Here is a 16,981-nt window from a genome sequence, read left to right as displayed (position 1 = left end):
CTGAATGAAAAGAATGCTGATTAACGCAACTCAACCTGAAGAGTTGCGCGTAGCCCTGGTAGACGGGCAAAAACTCTACGATCTCGACATTGAATCAGGCTCTCGCGAGCAGAAAAAATCCAACGTCTACAAAGGCAAGATCACACGTATCGAGCCTAGCCTTGAAGCCGCTTTCGTTGACTTCGGTGCCGAACGTCATGGTTTCCTGCCGCTGAAAGAAATCTCCCGCGAATACTTTGCGCGCGATCCAGGTCCAGGCCGCATCAATATCCGTGACGTTCTGAAAGAAGGTCAGGAAGTGATTGTGCAGGTCGACAAGGAAGAGCGTGGCAACAAGGGTGCCGCCCTGACTACCCAAGTGAGCCTGGCCGGTCGTTATCTGGTATTGATGCCAAACAACCCTCGTGCGGGCGGCATTTCACGTCGCATCGAAGGTGATGAACGCACCGAACTGCGCGAAGCCATGAAGGACGTCACCGTTCCGGACAAAATGGGCGTCATCGTCCGCACTGCCGGTATTGGCCGTTCTGGCGAAGAGCTGCAATCTGACCTCGACTACCTGGTTCAGCTGTGGGACGCCATTCAGCGTGCCTATAACGAAGTCAAGGCTCCTGCCCTGCTGCTGCAAGAAAGTAACGTGATCATTCGCGCCGTGCGTGATTACCTGCGTCAGGATGTTGGTGAAGTACTGATCGACAGCGACGAAGCCTACGATCAGGCACTTGCCTTTGTTCAGCAGGTCATGCCGCAGTTCCAGAACAAGTTCAAGCGTTACACCGATAACGTACCACTGTTTAACCGCTTCCAGATCGAAACCCAGATTGAAAGCGCCTTCCAGCGCGAAGTGAAACTGCCATCCGGCGGTTCCATTGTGATCGATCCGACGGAGGCCTTGGTGTCGATCGACATCAACTCCTCGCGTGCCACCAAAGGCTCGGATATTGAAGACACCGCTTTCAATACCAACCTTGAAGCGGCCGACGAAATTGCCCGTCAGCTGCGCCTGCGCGACATGGGCGGCCTGGTGGTCATCGACTTCATCGACATGCTATCTGCCAAGCACCAGCGCGAAGTGGAAAACCGCCTGAAGAAAGCTCTGGAAATGGACCGCGCCCGCGTACAGGTCGGCCGTATTTCCCGCTTTGGTTTGATGGAAATGTCCCGTCAGCGTCTGCGCCCGTCTCTGGAAGAAACCAGCGGCCACGTATGCCCACGTTGCAGCGGCACCGGCGTTGTTCGTGACAACCAGTCCACTGGCCTGTCCATCCTGCGCCTGATCGAAGATGAAGCCGCCAAAGACAACACCGGACAGGTACGCGCCATTGTTCCGGTTGCCATTGCCAGCTTCCTGCTGAACGAAAAACGCAAGCTGATCGACGGCATCGAAACCCGTCACGGCGTTCGCGTTATCGTTCTGCCAAACCCGAACATGGAAACACCACACTTTGAAGTACTGCGTCTGCGTCCAGATGACAGCCTGATTGGTGAAGTATCCTATGAACATCGTTTCGACGAAGAACAGCCAGACTATGGTGTTGACCTGACCGTTCGTGACCATACCCCAAGCCAGCAAGCTGCTGTGCGTGTGGTTCCGACCCAGGCCAAGGCCGAAACCGCTGCGCCAGTCGCTGCTCCAGCTCCGGCGCCAGCCAATCCGGGCGTACTGGAAAAGATTTCTTCTTTCCTGTCCGGCCTGTTTGGTGGTGGCGAGAAACCAGCCAAACCAGTTGAGCGCCCTGCACCTTCCAGCCGCATCGAAGTATCAACAACTGCCAGCAGCACCAGCACTGAAGGCAGCCGTAGCGAAAACAGTCGCAGCGAAGGCGGCCGTCGTCGCGAACGCCGCAACGAAGAACGCAACTCCCGTCGCGAACAACGCGAACAGAACCGTCAGCAGCGCGAGCCACGTGAAGAACGTGAACCACGCGAAGGCCGTGAGCCTCGTGAAGGCCGCGAACCGCGCGAAAACCGCGAACCGCGCGAAAACCGCGAGCCACGTGAAGCCCGTGAACGCGAAGCTCGTGAGCCACGCGCCAACCGCGAACCACGTGAGGGCCGCGAACAGCGCGAGCCACGCGAAGAACGTGAACCACGTGAAAATCGCGAACCACGCGAAACCCGTGATGGTGAAGAAGCTGTCAGCGAAGGCCGTAGCGGTCGCAATCGCGAACGTAACCGCAACCGTAATCGCAACCGCAAGGAACGCGATGAAGCTGCCGTTACCGAAGCCGATGTAACCAGCCTGTCCGCTGAAGCAACAGAAGCTGAAGTAGCAGAAGTTGAAGCTACAGAAGCGACTGAAACTGAAGCCGTTGAAACCACCAGCAACAACCGTCAGGAGCGTCGCCCGCGCCGTGACCGCAGCCGTGGCAGCAGCGAGTTCCGTCGCGAAGCACCAAAACCAGGTGCTGAAGAAGACCAGGCTGCCGCACCAGCTGCTGTAAACGCTGAAGGTTCTGCCGATACTGAACAGGCCGTTGTTGCTGGCATCAGCGAAGTGGCCGGTGAAGAAGGTCTGGATGGTGAAAAGAGTACCCGTCGCTCCCGTCGTCGTCGTCGCAGCCGCAACGAAGACCGTCGTGGCGATGACAGCAGTAGCGAAACCGGTGATAACGCTTCAGAAGAGTCCACTACTCCGGTAGCCGGTGAAGCTGTTGCTACCGCAGACGTTGCCTCCTCCGTCGACAGCTCTGCTGCTGCAGCCGAGGCACCTGTCAAACAGGAAGCGTCTGCAAACATCTCCGCTCAGGAAGATGCACCAGCAGCCAACGTCGAAGCTCCAGTGCGCTCTGAAAAAGCAGCAGTGCAGGAAGCCAAACCAGCATCTGTTGATGTTGCCGAGGTTGCACCGGCTGCTGACACTCCAGTAGCACAACCGGTTGCTGAAGCTGTTGCAAACGAACCAGCCCCTGCCGTCGAAAAAGTGACCAAGGCTGAATCGTCGGATGACTCCGCTGACAACGATGCAGGTCGTCGTCGTAACCGTCGCCGTGCCGGTGGCCGCGCGCCGAACGATCCTCGTAACCAGCGTGGTGAAGACGACGTCCAGTTTGACGAACAGACTGCACCTGAAGCAGCACAAGCGGTTGAAGCACCTGCTGCCACAGTGGTTATTGCAGAAGCCCCGGTAGTTGTTGCAGAAGCCCCAGCAGCCGTTGTTGAAGCACCAGCAGCCAGCGAAGCTCCTGCCGTGGCAACCCGGGCACCTGCCGCGGAAGCTCCAGCAGTAGAAACTCCTGTAGCCGCCGCTTCAGAAGCTCCGGCCGCTGAACCTGCACCAGCAGTTGTTCATGCAGAAGTTGCTATCCAGGCAAACGAAACAGAACCAACTGAGCAGAAGTCGGAGACCGACAAACCTGCACAGGTCTGATCGTTAACCTGTCAAAAAAGCCGGCGCAAGCCGGCTTTTTTATTGCCGTAAGCTCAACTACCATCACATACCATGGTGATGCGCCCCTGTCCTGCCAGCACCTCATCACGCGTGACGTCAAAACCCGGCACCTCACACCCCAGCCATACACCGCAATTCAGGCCAAACCGCTGACATAGAAATCAACAACCTGCCGCAAATCAGATGATCCTCCAATATGGCTTTCCGATAATTTGCAGCCGCTCAGCAACGTGCTAGCGTTACAAATGAACAACAAACTAGCGGAAGTGCATGTGGAACAGAATTTCAGAGTTCTTGTGGTTGATGATGTCGCTGACAACATTCAGGTGGCCATGAATATCCTCCGCGAAGATAACTACGACCTGTCATATGCCATGACTGGGCAGAATGCCCTGAACCTGCTGAAGTCCACCTATTACGATCTGATTTTGCTCGACGTCATGATGCCTGACATCAGTGGCTTTAACGTCTGCGAGCAAATCCGCAAGAACTCCATCAACCGCGATACCCCGATTATTTTTCTCACCGCACGCGCAGACATCGACTCCATCTCCAAAGGTTTTCAGCTGGGAGCCGTTGATTACATCGTCAAACCTTTTCACGCTGCCGAATTACTAGCCCGTACCCGCACCCATCTGGAGCTGCATGCCTCACGCTTGCTATTGAAACAGAAGAACATGTCGCTGCAGACTCGCGCCGAATTGGCTGAAAAACGCCTGCTCAGCGAGCTTGAGCAAACCCAAATGGAGATGATCCATATCCTGACGGAGTTAATGGAGTTCACATCCGACGAAACCGGCAAACACATCAAGCGGGTTGCTGAACATTCCCGCCTGCTGGCACATTTGCACGAAAGCCTGACCGACGAAGACGAAACGGTTATTTTTCATGCAGCCCCTATGCACGACATTGGCAAGGTATTTATCCCGGAGCACATACTGCACAAACCCGGACGCCTGACCGACGAAGAAATGGAGATCATGCGCAGCCACACCACCAAGGCACATCAATTCCTGAAAAATGCCCAGCGTCGCATCATGCGAGCAGCCGACATCATTGCCCTGCAGCACCACGAAAAATGGGATGGCTCTGGCTACCCGGCAGGACTTAAAGGCCACGACATTCATATCTACGGACGCATTGTGGCCCTGGCCGATGTCTTTGATGCCCTGACCCACAAGCGGGTATACAAGGAAGCTTGGGGTATTGACAATGCGGTGAAGTTCATTGTCGACAACAGTGGCACCCACTTTGACCCTTATCTGGTGGAGCTTTTCCGCAACAACCTTGAGCAGTTCATTCATATCGCTGCCGAATAACGCCACTCAGGGTAATCAATGAACTCACTGCTGTTTTTGCTGGTTTTACTGATTACCCTGCCGACCACCAGCCATGCGGCCCCCAAACTCACCGAAGAAGAACAGAACTGGATTCGCCAGCACCCTGTAATACGGGTGGCGGTCGAACGCGACTGGGAACCTTTCGATTTTGTCGACACCTATGGCAAACCCAATGGCATTTCCCAACAACTGGCACAACGCGTGTTTGACGAGTTAGGCATCGCGCCCGAATACGTGATCGATGACTGGAAAAACCTGTTAAATCGCGCTCACCGTGGTGATATTCACCTACTGCCAGGACTTGCCTATTCTGAACAACGTGCCCAAAACCTGATATTCACCCGCCCCTATACCCGCATGCAGGAGTATTTCTTTGGGCATAGCGACCTGGTCGGCGCCAGCCAGGAATACCTGCTACAACAAACCATCGCCATCCCCAGTAGCTACGCCATTGATGCAGAGTTGAAAAGGCGTTATCCCAACCTGCGGATTCTGAACGTACCATCACTAGACGATGCCATTCAGGCAGTGATGGAGCATAGGGCCGATCTGCTCATCGACTTCTACGCGGTACTGCACTACAAACTCGGCCAACAAGGCATCGTGAACATCAAACCCTTGTTACCCTGGGGGCCGGTGGATTTTTACATGGCCACCAGCCCGGAATATCCATTGCTGGCCAGCGCCATCGACAAAACCTTACAGCACATAAGTGCCAATGAAGTGGATGCCCTGATCAACCAGTGGGTGCCCGCCACCAGCGGAGATAAACAGGAACCGTTGTTAGCGGAACATCAACGCCAATGGCTGGAGCAACACCCGGATATCAGCGCTCGGGTGGTCAGCAATCTGCCGCCGCTGGTCAGCCAGGAAAGCGGCATTATCACCGGCATGATGTCGGACTATCTGAAAATCATGAATGAACGCCTCGGGATTCGGCTCACACTCAGCGACATTGACCGACCCGATGTCCTGATCGGCGATCCGGACACCCCAACGTTGCCATCCGGTTACCAGGAGGTGTATCGGATTCACTCCAGCCCGGTCGTGATCGTAATGCGCTCCGAGCAGGAGTACATATCCCAGCTGAACTCGCTGAATGGGCATCGGATCGCCTTGCCTGAAGACGCCAGTTACGCAGGAGCCATACAACGCGCCCTGAGAAACCAGCCCCTGATACGGGTAAACAACTCCCAGAAAGGGCTCGATGGCGTTATTGATGGCCGCCTTGATGCCGTGCTACTGCCACTGGCCAATGCCAACTACCTGCTGCGTCAGGGGCGGTATGGAACCCTCAAGATTGTTGGTACCACATATTTTCAGGTCAACATCAGCCTGATGGTGCGCAGCGATCTTAAACCACTGGCAGCCGCCATGGCAGCACTGATGTCCGACATGGACAACCGTGAACACCTGGCAATTCTGGATCGCTGGAGCAGCGTGCAGTTCGCCAGCCAAACTGACTACGCCACCCTGCTGAAACTGCTGGGGCTGTTTATCCTGTACGTCCTCATTAGCCTCTACTGGAACCGCCGCCTGCGACGCGAGATCGACCGCCGCAAACAGATTGAACAGGCTCTCGAAAACGAGCGGGACAACTTCAAAACCCTGTTTCAGGAAGCTACCGAAGGTAACCTGATCTACCAGAATGGCCACTGTATCCGGTTTAATCCAGCCGCCCGTTATTACCTTGGAATACCGGCAGGCAATGAACAGAACTACTGCATGGCCGACTCATTGGCTCCAGCACAGCACGGACGAAGTGACCAGCGTCAGCAACTGGAATCTGCCATGCAACAGGCCATGGCTGGAGAACGCCAACAACACCAGCTGCTGGTGCGACGTCAGGACGGCCGTCAGTTCTGGATCGACACCAGCTTCACTCCCATTCGTTTTGAAGGCGCCGACGCGGTATATGTGGTGCTGCGCGACATATCAGAACAACGTCGCCTGAATACCGAGCTATCCCAGGCGCGTGATCGGGCCGAAATTGCCAATCGTGCCAAATCAGAGTTCCTGGCCAACATGAGCCACGAAATCCGAACACCGATGAATGCCATCATCGGTTTTACCGAACTACTGAGCGAACAACTCGACCAGCCACGCCTGCAGTCTTACGTGCGTACCATTCGCAATGCTGGCGTATCGCTGCTGCAGCTGATCAACGATATTCTCGACCTGTCCAAAATCGAATCCGGCAAGATGGAGTTACACCTGAAACCCGTCAGCCTGCATAGCATCATTGAAGACATCGCCCAGTTTTTTACCCTCAGCGCCACCAGCAAAGGCATTGATCTGTTGATTCGCAGTGATGCCAACGTACCGCCCTCACTGCTGCTGGATGACGCTCGCCTGCGTCAGATTCTGATCAATCTGGTCGGTAATGCGGTGAAATTCACCGACAAGGGCTGTATCCAGATCGAAACCCATGCGCTAGCGGTGTATGACCACCTGAGCAAGGTGGATATCGAAATCCGCGTCACCGACACAGGTATTGGTATTGCCCCCGAGGATCTGGAACGGGTATTTGATGACTTTGAACAGACCAGCACCGCCCGCACCCGCCATCTGGGCGGCACCGGTCTTGGATTGGCGATTTCCCGCCGTCTGGCCGAAATCATGGGAGGCAACATTGGCGTCAGCAGCCAACAGGGCAAGGGCTCCACATTTTTTGTAACTATCCCCGGCGTGGATATTGCCGTTATGCAGGAAGAAACCCGCCATAACGATCAGCAACGGTTTGAGCAATATCACGACTTTGCCCTGTTTTTACCGGCCACCCTGCTGGTGGTCGATGACATCGCCAATAACCGCGATCTGATCAGCCATTTTTTTGCCAACACCAGCATTCGGATCATCACGGCCGAAAACGGCGCAGAAGCACTCAAACGCGTGGAAGAAGAATCCATCGATCTGGTGCTGATGGATATTCGAATGCCCGTTATGGACGGTTATGAAGCGACCCGGCATCTGCGCGACCACCACCCCCAGATTCCGATTATTGCCCTGACGGCGTCAGTCATGTCCGATGAGCGCGAGATGCTTCAACACCGCCACTTCGATGGCCATTTACGCAAGCCAGTATTAAAACGGGACCTGTTTCGCGAGCTGGTGCGCTTCCTGCCCGCTCACAAACCGGAAGACCTTGTCCAGCCAGCCGCCAGCGCGCCGGAACCGGCAACGGTCGTTGATCCAGCCCAGTTACAGGATCGACTGACACCGCTCTATCAGCTGGCTGCCAGCAGCCACAGCCTCACCGACATTCGCAATTTCGCACAGGCACTGCAGGAACAGGCCAATCTGATCCAGCATCAGGAGCTGCTGCAACTGGCAGGCAACCTCACCATGGCCATCGACAGTTTTGATATCCGTATGATGGAGTCACTGCTCCAGCGTTATCAGGGCATCACCACGGAACAAGCGCCCGACAGCCATTAAGCCGCCCGAAATCCGTCACTGACAGGCAAAAAAAACGCCCCATGGCCAGCAGGTTGCCAAGGGGCGCAAACAGTGTCTGCCGGGAGCAATGGCAGACACTGTTAACAGCAACACCGACCAGGAATCTCTCGCCCCCGTTGCGGTATCACTGCCTTGTTTTCATTTAATCAACCCATGGAGACTCAGAAGGAGTCTCCCGGCACACGTACCCAGCCTTCCATCAACACCCGTGCACTGCGGCCCATAACGGCCTTGGTAGCCGTCCACTCACCAGAACGGATTTCGGCTTCAGCACCCACGCGCAGACTGCCGGACGGGTGTCCGAAGGTCACCGCATTACGCTCACCACCACCGGCCGCCAGATTCACCAGCGTACCCGGCACCGCCGCCGCCGTTGCAATGGCCACCGCTGCAGTCCCCATCATGGCGTGGTGCAGTTTGCCCATCGACAAGGCACGCACACAGACGTCGATATCTGCCGCAGCAATCTCCTTGCCGCTGGACGCTGTATAAGCGGTAGCCGGTGCTACAAACGCAATTTTTGGCGTGTGCTGACGGGTGGCGGCCTCAGCAATATCACTGATCAGCCCCATCTTCACAGCACCCCAGGCGCGCATGGTTTCAAACCGTTCGAGAGCGGCGGAATCAGAGTTCAAATCCTTCTGCAGCTCAGTACCGGTGTAACCAATATCCGCTGCATTCAGAAAAATGGTCGGAATCCCGGAGTTGATCAGGGTTGCCTTGAAAGTCCCGATCCCCGGCACCTCCAGATCATCCACAACGTTGCCGGTTGGGAACATGGAGCCTTCACCATCGGCCGGGTCCATAAACTCGATCACCACTTCCGCGGCCGGGAAGGTCACACCGTCGAGTTCAAAATCGCCGGTCTCTTGCACTTCACCGTTGGTGATGGGTACATGGGCAACGATGGTTTTGCTAATGTTCTTCTGCCAGATGCGTACAGTGCAGATGCCGTTTTCCGGAATCCGCTCGGCATTCACAAAACCGGACATAATGGCAAATGCGCCGACAGCAGCGGTCAGATTGCCGCAGTTACCGGACCAGTCCACAAACGCCTTGTTAATGGCGACCTGACCGAACAGATAATCAACGTCGTGACCCGGCTGGGTACTCTTGTCGAGAATTACAGTCTTGGAGGTACTGGAGGTTGCCCCACCCATACCGTCAATCTGCTGACCGTATGGGTCCGGACTGCCAATTACCCGCATCAGAAAACGATCACGCGCCTCACCAGGCTGCTGACAGGCTTCCGGCAGGTCCGCACGGCGGAAAAAAACACCTTTTGATGTACCACCGCGAATATAGGTCGCGGGTACTTTGATCTGGGGAACACGAGACATGTTCAACTCCTGTTTTCGTCTTGTACGTCGGACGTCTGAGGTCTGAGGTCTGAGGTCGGACGCCAGACGCCAGACGCCAGACGCCAGACGCCAGACGCCATTTTCGCAGGTTGGCCCCGCCCGACACCTCACAGGCAAGCCCTACAAGGATTAGTGGTCCGATAGCGTCAGACGTCCAGCTTCCGACATCCGACGCCCAAAGGCTTCAGGCCCCTTGCAGGAAGTCCTTGGCAAACTTCTGCAGCACCCCACCGGCCTTGTACACATCCACTTCCGCAGCGGTATCCAGACGACAGGTCACACCCAGTTCAACCATTTCACCTTCATGGCCCGGCGTGGTGCGGGTAATCACCAGGGTCAGTTCGCCACGAGGCGCTACGTCACCCAGAATGCTGTAGGTTTCCGTACCATCCAGCTGCAGAGTGTGACGGGTCACACCGGCGTGGAACTGCACCGGCAGCACACCCATACCAATCAGGTTAGTGCGGTGAATACGCTCGAACCCTTCCGCAACGATCACTTCAACACCAGCCAGACGCACACCCTTCGCGGCCCAGTCACGGGAAGAACCCTGACCATAGTCAGCACCGGCGATGATGATCAGGTTCTGACCACGGTGCATGTAGGTTTCAATGGCTTCCCACATACGCATGATTTCGCCATCCGGCTCAACCCGGGCCAGCGAGCCTTTCTGGACCTTGCCTTCCACTACGCACATTTCGTTTACCAGCTGCGGGTTGGCGAAAGTGGCGCGCTGGGCGGTCAGGTGATCACCACGGTGGGTGGCATAACTGTTGAAGTCTTCTTCCGGCAGACCCATTTTCGCCAGGTACTCACCCGCCGCGGAATCCGCCAGAATCGCGTTGGATGGCGACAGGTGGTCGGTGGTGATGTTGTCCGGCAGAATCGCCAGCGGACGCATATTGGTCAGGGTACGAGCACCGGCCAGTGCACCTTCCCAGTACGGCGGACGACGGATGTAGGTCGACATCGGACGCCAGTCGTACAGCGGGCTGGCCGCTTTCTCTTTTTCGCCCAGCGCAAACATCGGGATATACACCTGCTTGAACTGCTCAGGCTTCACCGCCGAGGCCACAATGGCGTCGATTTCTTCGTCAGATGGCCACAGGTCCTTCAGAGTGATCTCTTTGCCATCCACTACGGCCAGCACGTCTTTTTCGATATCAAAACGCACCGTACCGGCAATCGCGTAAGCCACCACCAGCGGTGGTGATGCCAGGAACGCCTGTTTGGCGTACGGGTGAATACGACCGTCGAAGTTACGGTTACCGGACAACACTGCGGTGGCGTACAGGTCGCGGTCGATGATTTCCTGCTGAATCACAGGGTCCAGCGCGCCCGACATACCGTTACAGGTGGTACAGGCATACGCCACGATACCAAAACCCAGTTTTTCCAGTTCTGGCAGCAGACCGGCTTCTTCCAGATACAGCTTGGCGACTTTCGAGCCAGGAGCGAAGGAAGTCTTGACCCATGGCTTGCGCACCAGACCCAGTTCGTTGGCTTTTTTGGCCAGCAAACCGGCCGCCACCACGTTACGTGGGTTGGAGGTGTTGGTGCAGGAGGTAATCGCGGCGATGATTACTGCGCCGTCCGGCATCAGGCCATCGGCTTCCTGCTGTTTGGCGGTTGCCAGTTTGGCTTCGTCGGCAATACCACGCTCGCTCAGAGCACTGGTTGGCAGACGACGATGCGGGTTGGACGGGCCAGCCATGTTACGCACCACCGACGACAGATCGAACTCCAGCACACGCTCGTATTCAGCGCCTTCCAGCGCGGTAGCCCACAGGCCGGTTTCTTTGGCGTACTGCTCAACCAGCGCGACCTGCTCCGGCTCACGGCCGGTCAGTTTCAGGTAATCAATGGTTTGCTCGTCGATGTAAAACATCGCTGCCGTGGCACCAAATTCCGGCGTCATGTTGGAAATGGTGGCGCGGTCACCGACCGACAGGCTGGAAGCGCCTTCACCGTAAAATTCAACATAAGCCCCAACCACCCGCTCAGCACGCAGGAACTCGGTCAGAGCCAACACGATGTCAGTGGCGGTAATGCCAGGCTGGCGCTTGCCGGTCAGTTTTACGCCGACGATGTCGGGCAGACGCATCATGGATGGATGGCCCAGCATCACGGTTTCGGCTTCCAGACCGCCCACACCCACGGAAATCACGCCCAGCGCATCCACATGAGGCGTGTGGGAGTCGGTACCCACACAGGTATCCGGGTAAGCAACACCATCACGAGCCTGCACCACCGGCGACATTTTCTCGAGGTTGATCTGGTGCATGATGCCGTTACCAGCCGGGATCACATCAACGTTTTCGAACGCCGTTTTGGTCCACTCAATAAAGTGGAAACGGTCTTCGTTACGACGATCTTCAATGGCGCGGTTCTTCTCGAAGGCTTCAGGGTCGAAACCTGGTGCTTCCACCGCCAGCGAGTGGTCAACAATCAGCTGGGTAGGAACAACCGGGTTCACCTTGGATGGATCACCGCCCTGCTCGGCAATGGCATCACGCAGGCCAGCAAGGTCAACCAGTGCGGTCTGACCCAGAATGTCGTGGCACACGACACGGGCCGGATACCATGGAAAATCGAGGTCGCGCTTACGCTCGATCAGCTGCTTGAGGGAGTCGGTCAACGCCTCTGGCTCACAGCGGCGTACCAGCTGTTCCGCCAGAATACGGGAGGTGTACGGCAGCTTGTTATAAGCGCCTGGCTGAATAGCCTCTACCGCGGCACGGGTGTCAAAAAAGTCGAGGCCGGTGCCAGTCAGTGCTTTGCGAAATTCGGTGTTCATGCTCACGGTGTCTCTCTCGATTATGGCGTTGTCGGCGACCTGCGGCGCAACAATCAACAACATTGGGGCGAATCCGGTGGCAGGCAGGTTAACCCCACGAAAACCTGCCCACCTCCGGATTCGAAACCTGCAACAGGGGCTATGCCCCTGAAAAATCAGCGCACGCTGATCGGCGGAACCACGCGGAATTCCACACCCACGTACTCAGCGCTTGGACGGATAATGCGGTTATCGGAGCGTTGCTCCATCACGTGTGCAGCCCAGCCAGTCAGACGACTGCACACAAAAATCGGGGTAAACAGCTTGGTTGGAATACCCATGAAGTTGTAGGCAGACGCATGAAAGAAGTCAGCGTTACAGAACAGCTTCTTCTCGCGCCACATCACCGCCTCACAACGCACAGAGATGTCATACAGCGCTGGATTGCTGGCTTCTTTGGACAGCTTTTCAGACCAGCCTTTGATGATGGCATTGCGTGGATCGGACTCACGGTAAATGGCGTGACCAAAGCCCATGATCTTTTCCTTACGCTCAAGCATCCCCATCAGGGTGGCTTCGGCATGATCCGGGTTTTCCATCTTCTGGATCAGCTCCATCGCCGCCTCGTTGGCACCACCGTGCAGCGGGCCACGCAGGGAGCCAATGGCACCGGTGATGCAGCTGTGCATGTCGCTCAGAGTGGAAGCACAAACACGGGCGGTAAAGGTCGAAGCGTTGAATTCATGCTCGGCGTACAGCACCAGCGACGCGTGCATCACACGGGTATGCAGCTCGGTCGGCTTCTCACCGTGCAGAGTCCACAGGAACTGCTCGGCAATGGAATCCGCATCGGTTTCTACCTCGATACGTTTGCCTTTATGACTGAAGTTGTACCAGTAGTTGATCATGCCCGGGAACAACGCCAACATGCGGTCGGTAGCGTCCTGCTGCTGATCGAAACTTTCTTCGGTTTCAAGGTTACCCAGCATTGAGCAACCAGTACGCATCACGTCCATCGGATGGGCATCGGCAGGAATACGTTCCAGCACATCTTTCAGCGCCTGCGGCAGAGCGCGCAAGCCCTTCAGTTTGGCCTTGTAGGCATCGAGTTCCTGCTGGTTTGGCAGCTCACCTTTCAGAATCAGGTGGGCAACTTCTTCGAAAGTGCAGTTGTCGGCGAGGTCTTTGACATCGTAACCACGATAGGTCAGACCGGAACCGGAAACCCCAACGGTCGACAGCGCGGTTTTACCAGCCACCTGGCCACGCAGACCGGCACCACTCAGTTGTTTTGCTTCAGCCATTCTTGTGCTCCATCCTCTTGTTCCGCTACTGGCCAGCTCACTGTCACAACAGGAGCCACAACGGCCAGCGCGGATTGGTCGTTTGAGTTGTCGTTTTGGTTACCCGCAGGGCCGGGCTTATTTGTTTTTGCCTTCGGCGAACAGTTGGTCCAGCTTTTCCTCGAACGAGTGATAGTTCAGGTAGGAATACAGCTCCATACGGGTTTGCATCATGTCCACCACCGCTTTCTGGTCACCATCACGCAGCAGCGCGGTGTAAACGGTTTCCGCCGCCTTGTTCATGGCGCGGAAGGCAGACAGTGGGTACAACACCATGGAAGCACCCCATTCACCCAGCTGCTTGCGATTCCACAGCTCGGTCTGACCAAACTCAGTGATGTTGGCCAGAATCGGTACACCCAGAGTCGCAAACGCACGGTAGTGCTCTTCGGTTTTGACTGCTTCGGCGAAAATGCCATCGGCACCGGCGGCCACATAAGCCTTGGCACGCTCCAGAGCGCTCTCCAGACCTTCCTGGGCAAACGCATCGGTACGAGCCATGATGAAAAAGTCCGGATCGGTACGGGCATCGACCGCCGCCTTGATACGGTCGACCATTTCGTCAGTGGAGACGATTTCCTTGTTCGGACGGTGACCACAGCGTTTTTGTGCCACCTGATCTTCGATGTGCACCGCGGCAGCACCGGCTTTTTCCATCTGCTGAATAGTGCGAGCGATGTTGAACGCACCACCCCAGCCGGTATCAATATCGACCAGCAGCGGCAGCGAGGACGCCGCGGTAATACGACGCACGTCTTCCACCACATCGTTCAGGGAAGTCATACCCAGATCCGGCAGGCCGTAGGAAGCGTTGGCCACACCACCACCCGACAGGTAAATCGCCTGATGACCAATACGCTCAGCCATCATGGCGGCGTAGGCGTTAATGGTGCCGACGATTTGCAGTGGTTGGTTGTCCGCCAGTGCCTTGCGGAATTTCTGACCTGGAGTCATGAGCGACCCTCCTCTTCAGCCATAAGTCGTTCTAGGTTGGTTAATGACGCCTGGATATGGCGTCGCATCAGCAGTTCAGCCAGCTCGGCGTCACGCGCGGCAATGGCTTCAGCGATGCGCTGGTGTTCCTTCAGGGCGACTGCCGGACGTTGGGCGCTGGTACTGGTCTGGTAACGGTACATACGCACCAGGTGATACAGCTCACCACACAACATCTGATGCAGACGCTGGTTCTTGCTGCCGAGGATCAGGCGATAGTGAAAATCGAGATCCCCGGCCTTCTGGTAATAACTCTGGCCCTGCTCCGCCGCGATGGACGCTTCGTGCACCGCCAGCAGATCAAACAGCTCGGCAATTTCAGCATCGGTCATACGCTGTGCCGCCAGGCGACAGGCCATGCTTTCCAGCTCGACCCGCACCTCGTAGATATCCTTAAGCTCAGCCAGGGTCAGAGACACCACCCGGGCACCGGCATGTGGAATACGCACCACCAGATGACGCGCTTCGAGTTTCTGGATGGCTTCCCGCATCGGCGCACGACTGCCACCAAAACGCTCCACCAGCTGCTGCTCGGAAATCCGTTCCCCTGGCTTGATCTCACCGCGCACGATGGCGGTGGTCATGTCGGCAAACACCTTGTCTGCCAGGGTTTGGGAATCGGTCATTGGTTTGTCTACAATTTCTTTAGGTGTGACCACAATATTGCCCTTAAAGGCCTCTTTCAATAGACCTTAGACTAAGATTGTATACGATCCACAATTTTTGGATCAAATACGAACCATTAAACGAAAAATTTACACAGACTCGTCGACAACTACCTCGGCAACAGCCGCTTCGATCACATTGTCCAGCCGGGTTAGCCCGTTCCCGCTTCGTTACGACCAGCCAACCGCCATAACTGACAAAAGCAGTCGGATTTACAGCGGCCAATTGTTACCATGCGCCACCGCAAAAACACCTGTCTTTCTGCGTCGTCACCACCAACCCGTCACGTGGTTGGCAATACTGCTGTAACCCCTGTCACTGGAAAAACCACGATGTTCAGTATCCCCCAGCCTGAAAGCTGGCCAATGTTTATGGTGTCGTACCTGGCTGTTGCCGCCCTCTTCGGGCTCGCCGGGTACTGCATTGGCCAATGGATGATGCACCGCTAACCGGCGCATTCGGGGTAAGGAAACCAGCAACAGCCGCCCACGGGCGGCTGTTGTGTTTGTGGAGGCTGGCGTCGGGCGTCGGGCGTCGGGCGCGTAGAGAATAATCAGGCTAAAGAAAAATCCAGCCCGTATTTCCAGAGCGATTGCGCGTTTTTCCGGATGCTGTTAGCGTAAGTTCATGAAGTGCAATGACTTTGCGTTTTGAACACAGAATCAATACGCACGTTAAAGCAGAAAAACGCGCATAACTCGCCGTCCGCGCGCGTATTTCCAGGGAGGATGACTTTATGAAAATGGAATTACCAATCAATTCAAATACCTACCATCCTTTCGCAACAAATCACGCCACCAGAAAAACGCGCATGCGTATGAATAAACTGTTATGTTTCAAGCAACACCTCCACAAAAGGACTGAAACTATTAATTGAGTTCAAGACTGGGTGATTTTTCCAAGCCTACATGTCAATGCTTCATAAAACTGCTGATTTTACCGGCGAACCTTGGCTATACTGGTAGCCTTCGGAACGCAACTCGAGGACGATCATGAGTAGCAAAAATAATGTGATTGACTTTCAGCGTCCTAAAGACACCTCAAGCAATAGCTCTACTACGGAAGAGCCCAAAAATGAAGGTGTAAAGCAAGACGCAGGTAAGAACGTGAAGCTAAGTGAGCAGTTGAGATCCACGATAGACGATGGACTAAAACAGCAAATGCGGGAACAGATGAGGAAAAAACATGAGCTCAAAAAACAAAAATGAAAATAACTTGCAAGACCAGCAAGCTTCTATCCTTAATGAAACCTATAAGTTAGGATGGATGGATGGCTATGCTGAGGGTTACGATGATGCTGTTGAAGATACTGAGAATGCCCTCAATGATCTCGAAAATCAGAACGAGCTTTTGCGTGAGATAGTTGAAGAAAAAGACAGCCTAATTGATGAGCTTGCATCAAATGCGGGGAAATCTCTGCAAGCCGTCAAGAAAAGATAAATACTTGCCTTTCCTCAGAACAGAAAAACTCCCAGCCAAGAAACATAACAAAAAATTCCAGCGGACTGCCTTCGGCAGCCGCTGAATTTGGCGTTGAAGCTGTAGAAAAACCTCTCTCAACCGCCTTTCTGCGGTAAAATTCCTGGCAGCAGCGAGGAAGCGATATGCCAAGGTACAAGCATTACGATTACAACCAGACGTCGATGGTGGTG

Annotated in this window: 10 protein-coding genes; 5 read left to right on the top strand and 5 right to left on the bottom strand. The window is 55.4% G+C overall.

Going from position 1 to position 16,981, the window contains the following annotated elements:
• The first annotated feature begins 4 nt into the window (after positions 1-4).
• The 3 genes from rne (at position 5) to OUO13_RS09055 (ending at position 8,169) form a co-directional block, all read left to right on the top strand.
• The gene (rne, locus tag OUO13_RS09065) at positions 5-3,370 is read left to right on the top strand and encodes a ribonuclease E (protein ID WP_283173556.1); all 3,366 of its coding nucleotides are present in this window, start codon (positions 5-7) and stop codon (positions 3,368-3,370) included.
• Between the two features lie 266 nt (positions 3,371-3,636).
• Positions 3,637-4,710 (top strand): HD-GYP domain-containing protein, encoded by a 1,074-nt coding sequence (locus OUO13_RS09060; protein ID WP_283173555.1) that lies wholly within the window; start codon positions 3,637-3,639, stop codon positions 4,708-4,710.
• Between the two features lie 18 nt (positions 4,711-4,728).
• Entirely contained in the window at positions 4,729-8,169 is a 3,441-nt protein-coding gene (locus OUO13_RS09055) for an ATP-binding protein (RefSeq protein WP_283173554.1), read from the top strand.
• A 182-nt stretch (positions 8,170-8,351) separates the two neighbouring features.
• Here the strand turns inward: OUO13_RS09055 and prpF are convergent, their stop codons facing one another.
• From prpF to OUO13_RS09030, 5 genes are all read right to left on the bottom strand, one after another.
• The gene (prpF, locus tag OUO13_RS09050) at positions 8,352-9,530 is read right to left on the bottom strand and encodes a 2-methylaconitate cis-trans isomerase PrpF (protein WP_283173553.1); all 1,179 of its coding nucleotides are present in this window, start codon (positions 9,528-9,530) and stop codon (positions 8,352-8,354) included.
• 205 nt (positions 9,531-9,735) lie between these two features.
• Positions 9,736-12,348, bottom strand: a complete 2,613-nt coding sequence (acnD, locus tag OUO13_RS09045) for a Fe/S-dependent 2-methylisocitrate dehydratase AcnD (protein ID WP_283173709.1) — start codon at positions 12,346-12,348, stop codon at positions 9,736-9,738.
• Positions 12,349-12,503: 155 nt separating this feature from the next.
• Entirely contained in the window at positions 12,504-13,631 is a 1,128-nt protein-coding gene (gene prpC / locus OUO13_RS09040) for a bifunctional 2-methylcitrate synthase/citrate synthase (RefSeq protein ID WP_283173552.1), read from the bottom strand.
• 117 nt (positions 13,632-13,748) lie between these two features.
• Positions 13,749-14,624: a methylisocitrate lyase gene (gene prpB, locus OUO13_RS09035; protein WP_283173551.1), complete on the bottom strand. Its 876-nt coding sequence runs from the start codon at positions 14,622-14,624 to the stop codon at positions 13,749-13,751.
• Positions 14,621-15,289: a GntR family transcriptional regulator gene (locus OUO13_RS09030; protein WP_283173550.1), complete on the bottom strand. Its 669-nt coding sequence runs from the start codon at positions 15,287-15,289 to the stop codon at positions 14,621-14,623. The genes prpB and OUO13_RS09030 overlap by 4 nt, the downstream gene beginning before the upstream one ends.
• 1,032 nt (positions 15,290-16,321) lie before the next feature.
• On the opposite strand from OUO13_RS09030, the gene OUO13_RS09025 reads away from it, so the two are divergent.
• Complete coding sequence (locus tag OUO13_RS09025; RefSeq protein WP_283173549.1) at positions 16,322-16,537, top strand: hypothetical protein; 216 nt, start codon at positions 16,322-16,324, stop codon at positions 16,535-16,537.
• Positions 16,515-16,769 carry a hypothetical protein gene (locus tag OUO13_RS09020; protein WP_283173548.1) on the top strand — a complete coding sequence of 85 codons (255 nt, stop codon included), beginning with the start codon at positions 16,515-16,517 and terminating at the stop codon, positions 16,767-16,769. Before OUO13_RS09025 ends, OUO13_RS09020 begins: the two co-directional genes overlap by 23 nt.
• Positions 16,770-16,981 lie beyond the last annotated feature (212 nt).

This window comes from Parathalassolituus penaei (assembly GCF_026626885.1).
In the GTDB taxonomy this organism is placed as follows: Bacteria; Pseudomonadota; Gammaproteobacteria; order Pseudomonadales; family Oceanobacteraceae; genus Oceanobacter; species Oceanobacter penaei.
The sequence above is the reverse complement of the archived record's forward strand: the minus strand, read 5'-3'. Positions and strand labels throughout refer to the sequence as shown.

Coding starts and splice junctions, on each gene's coding strand:
- rne (WP_283173556.1), top strand. CDS start 5: ATGAAAAGAATGCTGATTAACGCAACTCAACCTGAAGAGTTGCGCGTA.
- OUO13_RS09060 (WP_283173555.1), top strand. CDS start 3,637: ATGAACAACAAACTAGCGGAAGTGCATGTGGAACAGAATTTCAGAGTT.
- OUO13_RS09055 (WP_283173554.1), top strand. CDS start 4,729: ATGAACTCACTGCTGTTTTTGCTGGTTTTACTGATTACCCTGCCGACC.
- prpF (WP_283173553.1), bottom strand. CDS start 9,530: ATGTCTCGTGTTCCCCAGATCAAAGTACCCGCGACCTATATTCGCGGT.
- acnD (WP_283173709.1), bottom strand. CDS start 12,348: ATGAACACCGAATTTCGCAAAGCACTGACTGGCACCGGCCTCGACTTT.
- prpC (WP_283173552.1), bottom strand. CDS start 13,631: ATGGCTGAAGCAAAACAACTGAGTGGTGCCGGTCTGCGTGGCCAGGTG.
- prpB (WP_283173551.1), bottom strand. CDS start 14,624: ATGACTCCAGGTCAGAAATTCCGCAAGGCACTGGCGGACAACCAACCA.
- OUO13_RS09030 (WP_283173550.1), bottom strand. CDS start 15,289: ATGACCGATTCCCAAACCCTGGCAGACAAGGTGTTTGCCGACATGACC.
- OUO13_RS09025 (WP_283173549.1), top strand. CDS start 16,322: ATGAGTAGCAAAAATAATGTGATTGACTTTCAGCGTCCTAAAGACACC.
- OUO13_RS09020 (WP_283173548.1), top strand. CDS start 16,515: ATGAGCTCAAAAAACAAAAATGAAAATAACTTGCAAGACCAGCAAGCT.